Here is a 5,254-nt window from a genome sequence, read left to right as displayed (position 1 = left end):
GCGCAATATGTCCAGGTTGGAAATGCAGTTCCGCCCCTGTTGGCCACGCAGATTGCCGATTGTGTGTGGTCTGTTTTGCGCGATGCAGCTTTTATTGAGCAGAAAAATATTGAAAACGAAGCTTCAATGATGTTTGGTGCATAATAGAATTAAGTAGCGATACTAACATGGCAAAATCCAAAGTCCTTCCCCCCAGTGCGCGCTCGCTGTCCGCTTCATTGCGCGATCTTGGCTACTCGTTGGAGACTGCTGTTGCCGACATTATTGATAACAGCATTTCTGCCCAGGCAACTTCCATAGACATCATCTGCGACATGTCGTTCGAGTCTCCTGTTCTGGCTATTCTGGATAATGGCACAGGGATGAATGAAGACGAACTGTTGGCGGCAATGAAGCATGGAACATCAGGCCCGGAAGTTGAGCGTCTGCGAACCGACCTTGGCAGGTTTGGCCTTGGCTTGAAAACAGCATCCTTTTCACAATGCCGCCAACTTACTGTTGTCAGTGCTCATGGTGGACAGCTTTGTGGAGCGGAGTGGGATCTTGATGTTGTAAAAGATGAAGACGATTGGGTTATTTCCGTTCTGGAAAATTCGGACATTCTCAATGTTCCTTTTATAGAGCGTCTTGGGGCAGATGGAACACTTGTTTTATGGAGAAAGATTGACAGGTTGTTTGAAGAAGAACAAAAAAATAAACGTGATGAACTGATAAACGAAAGCCTTTCTGTTCTTGGAAATCACATTTCATTGGTCTTCCACAGATTCATGGATGGAGAATTTCAAAATAGAGAAAAAATATCCATATCTATAAACGGAGATCCGGTTGAATATTTTGATCCGTTTTGCAAAAAAAGCGGTTCACAATGGATCATAGAAAATGAAAGGGTTGTTCTAAACGGCGAGAGTGTGCTGATTAACGCTTATATCTTGCCCCATTTTTCCAGACTTTCCGCAAAAGATGAAACATACTACAAAAATCGAAGCGATTTCCTTTCCAACCAAGGCGCTTATGTTTACCGAAATGGCCGCCTCATGGCTTGGGGGGACTGGTTCCGGCTTATGCCGAAGGGAGAATCCACCAAGCTTGCCAGAGTGCAAATTGATTTTCCCAGCGCGCTCGACAATATCTGGACGATAGACATCAAGAAATCCAGCGCCCGCCCGCCACATCTTGTTCGTGAAAGGCTGAAGCAGATACTTCCGGAAATATCCGAAGGCAGCAAACGGATATATAAAAAGCGGGGCCAAAAATCGTTCAGTGACATCAAGGCTCCCATATGGGATCGATTTGAAGAACGAGACGGGATTCATTACGCGATAAACAGAGATCACGCCCTGGTAAGAGCCTTGTCGGACAAATTGTCCGAAGACGATGGGCGGTCGCTGGAAATTTTGCTTGATTCGATATCCTCAGCCCTGCCGGTTGCAAGCATATACGACGACTATGCAACAAAACCGCGACTGGTGGAGACCGAAGACGTTTCCGACGAAGCTCTTTGGGCCAAGTTGCAAGATTTGCATTTGGCATTGTTCAAAAACTGTGCACCAGATCGTGAGATGTTCCTTGACGTTGTGCAATCACTACAACGGGTCTTTGGCAACAAGATGGCACTGGTTGAAAAGTATGTTTTGAAGGAGTTTTCATGAACGTCTCTGGCTTGGAAAAAGAAAAAGAAGTCGTTAATCTTCTTATTATTTCATTGGGCAAACAGGTCCCCACTCCGACCAAAGAAATTGTTGAAGAACGAGCTGCAATGTTTGCCAAGATGCAAGGCTTTGATGGCGATCTGGCAAATATTGTCGAGGAAGTTCTTGTAGCAATCGATACCCGCGTCGGCAGGGGGGTATCAATTGTAGACACAACAACTCCGCATGATAATGAATGGGTTTTGAAGCGGGAAATTGCATGGACATACTCCAGTGCTTACGAAAACTATCTGAAGCGTGAGGGTTGGGCTCCGGACGCTGTACAAGCCATCTCGGAAACCAGCGAACGCATTCTGGGGCATTTGCAAGATCCGCGCAACGATGGCGCATGGGACAGGCGCGGCCTGGTAATTGGCCATGTTCAGTCGGGAAAAACGGCGAACTACCTTGGAGTGGTCGCCAGGTCTGCCGATGCTGGCTACAAGTTTATTATAGTCATTGCCGGGATACACAATAATTTACGAAAACAAACCCAGGAAAGGGTTGATGAGGGGTTTATCGGGCGTTCCAGTGACCCGGCAAATTTAGTTGCAATTGGCGTCGGATGCTTTGAACCAAACTATCCTCATCCGGCAACACTTACCAATATAAAAGAAGACTTCAATAAAACTACTGCTGAAAAAAGTGGCTTGAAACTTAATGATATTACCAAGCCTATTATTATTGTAATCAAGAAGAATGTCACGACGCTCAAGTCGCTACATAAGTGGCTTAAGGAACTGAATTCAAAAGATGGCCAAATATCGGATGTGCCAATGCTGATGATCGATGACGAAGCGGATAACGCATCGATCAATACCAACAAGCCAGATCTTGACCCTACCCAAACAAACTCTTGGCTGAGAAAGATATTGAGCCTCTTCGCAAAGTCTTGCTATGTTGGATATACGGCTACCCCATTTGCAAATATATTTATAAATCCAGAATCCTATGGTAAAGATGTTCGCGAAGAATTGTTCCCTCGCGACTTCATATATTCGCTTGATGCCCCCAACACATATTTCGGCCCGGAGAAAGTTTTCCTGGATGACGAAAGTAGCGTGAGAATATTGCGCACCATTGCCGACTGTGAAGAATATATCCCGTTTTCGCATAAAAAGGATTTTTCCCTCACGGAACTTCCTCCGAGTTTATATGCGGCATTCAATGCGTTCATTATCGCCAAAGCAATCAGAAATTGCCGGGGGCAGCAAAACAAGCACTGCTCCATGCTTGTCAATATTTCAAGGTTTGTTCCTGCTCAAAGAACTGTGAAATCTCTATTGGCCATATACGAGAAATCCTTGCGCGAGGCTGTGAAGGCAAATTATGCCATGCCTGAAAGCTCCTCGTCGAAAAACAAATACATGCAGGCGTTACGAACCATTTATGATAGAGAATTTTCTGACTGTGAAGTAGATTGGTCAACCGTAAAAAGTAAGCTTTATTCGGCCTTTGATACATTGAAATTGCTTGTTATCAATAGCCAATCAGACGATATCCTTGATTATGGTCGCTACGAAAAAGATGACCATGGCTTGACAGCTATAGCCGTTGGCGGTTTCAGCCTGTCTCGTGGGCTTACGCTTGAGGGATTGTGTGTTAGCTATATGTATCGAAATACACGCATGTACGATACATTGATGCAAATGGGTCGATGGTTTGGATACCGCAGGGGGTATGAAGATCTTTGCCGTGTGTATCTTCCGGAAGAATCGATTGAGTGGTACGAGCATATCGCAGAAAAAACAGAAGAATTGAGGCGGCAGATCAGGATAATGCGCCGAGAAGGGCTGACGCCCAAACAGTTCGGGTTATACGTAGAAAGACATCCTGACAGGCTGATGATCACTGCTGCAAACAAAATGAGAAATGCAATTACGACAACGGTACAGCAAAGCTATAGCGGCCACCTGAGAGAGACTTACAAGCTTCCGACTGACATTACAATAAATGCAGAAAATGAACAACTGATGCAAGATTATTGGAAAAATGCTCTTGGAAAAACTATAATTCCAACGAGCAAAGGCTGGGAGGCCAAAGACGTCAATACAGGTGTCGTTGAAGACTTTTTATCCAAGTTTAAAGTCCATCCATATTTGGAGGAAGAAAAACAGCGAATACTCGAATACTTGGGAGTTATTGCAGATATACATGACAAAAGCGATGTCCTATTGATTTCTGTCTCGTCAAATGAGGAGGACGCCAGTGCCTATAAGCTTGGCTTCCAGACAAGAAGTGCCAAACAAAGCGGAGATGCTTGGGTGCTGCCCAAAGCCCGTGTCGCAAGCCGAGGCGATGAACGTATTGGTCTAGAAAAAACTCAGGAAAAAGAGGCCAGGGATCTCGCTCTTGAAGACCATGAAAGAGATCCTAAAAATAGCAATAAGCCTTCGGATGTGCATTACCGCAAAGTTAGGAACAAGCCTCTTTTAATGCTGCACCTTCTGGAACTTTCTGATGGAGAGCAAACTGCGATAGCCCCGGCCTTCGGTATCAGTTTTCCGTTTGGGGACTATGGCCGCACTATCAGAATCGCTGCCAACAAAATTTGGGAAGAGAACAGGCAGGAAGCAATGGCATACATGGAAGATGAGGAGGATTTCGATGAGTGACCATTTGCCTTGGCACGACATTGCGATTCCCGACGCCGATTATAATGTACGCCTTGCCCCTGATTGTGGCGCGATCCCCGTCTATTGGGGCAAAGACCGTGACGGCAAATTCCTTTGTTTGGTGTCGCTTGCTGGTGACTTTCAGTCGCGCTTTATGCAAGAAAAATTGTCGGTCAAAGGAATGCACATAGACCTCCGGCGAGATGCTTCACAAAATTGCCAGAACCTGATTCTTACGTTGGAGCGCCAAGTTGACAGCGACCTGTTCCATACCCTGTGCAAAAGCCTTGTTGCAAGCCTGCGGCAAGTGACACTTCCTGAAGTTGCTCTTTCCGTAACCCTTCAGCACCTCAAACGCTGGCGTATTTTTTTGATGGGGAAAAATGCCCACCTCCTGTCCGCGCAAGAATACCGTGGTCTTTTTGGAGAGTTGATTTTTCTGGAACGACTCCTGGAGTTGGCTCCCATTCCGGCACATGCGATCAGCGCCTGGACTGGCCCAGACGGGATTCACCAAGATTTTATTTTTTCTGGAAGAGCAGTGGAAGTGAAATCGCTTTCAAGCAGTGATCGGAGTTCTGTCAGGATTTCCTCCGAAAATCAGTTGGGAACCATAGAAGCCAAGCTTTATCTCGTCTGCTTTTCACTTGCCGAATCCCAAGAAAACGCCATGGCAATGTCTTTGAATGATCTTGTCGGTAAAATAGCCGCCCTGCTGGATGACAAGGATGTTTTGGCCAGCTTTGAAGCGAAGTTGGCCGACTATGGATATATTCCCTTGCCGGATTATGACTCTCCAAAATTTTTTATTGCAAATATTCGAGCATATCTTGTCAGTGATGAATTCCCCAAACTGGTGCGCTCTGGCCTGCCTGCGGGTATCTTCCATGTAAACTACCAGATTGAACTGGACAAAATTGATTCTTTTACTTGCGACTTCAAGCACATTCT

Annotated in this window: 3 protein-coding genes; all 3 read left to right on the top strand. The window is 45.6% G+C overall.

Going from position 1 to position 5,254, the window contains the following annotated elements:
- Positions 1 to 167: 167 nt before the first annotated feature.
- Complete coding sequence (locus tag QZ377_RS08490; protein ID WP_291440729.1) at positions 168 to 1,649, top strand: ATP-binding protein; 1,482 nt, start codon at positions 168 to 170, stop codon at positions 1,647 to 1,649.
- Entirely contained in the window at positions 1,646 to 4,303 is a 2,658-nt protein-coding gene (locus QZ377_RS08485; protein WP_291440728.1) for a Z1 domain-containing protein, read from the top strand. The genes QZ377_RS08490 and QZ377_RS08485 overlap by 4 nt, the downstream gene beginning before the upstream one ends.
- Positions 4,296 to 5,254 (top strand): PD-(D/E)XK motif protein (locus QZ377_RS08480; protein ID WP_291440727.1); only part of this gene is annotated, 959 nt, incomplete at its 3' end. The genes QZ377_RS08485 and QZ377_RS08480, both read left to right, overlap by 8 nt.

The sequence above is a fragment of the Desulfovibrio sp. genome (genome assembly GCF_019424165.1).
Classification (GTDB): domain Bacteria; phylum Desulfobacterota; class Desulfovibrionia; order Desulfovibrionales; family Desulfovibrionaceae; genus Desulfovibrio.
This window is presented reverse-complemented; position numbering and strand designations above follow the sequence as displayed.

What these genes read in the sequence shown, in the direction of transcription:
- QZ377_RS08485 (WP_291440728.1), top strand. Translation starts at nt 1,646, where the DNA reads ATGAACGTCTCTGGCTTGGAAAAAGAAAAAGAAGTCGTTAATCTTCTT.
- QZ377_RS08490 (WP_291440729.1), top strand. Translation starts at nt 168, where the DNA reads ATGGCAAAATCCAAAGTCCTTCCCCCCAGTGCGCGCTCGCTGTCCGCT.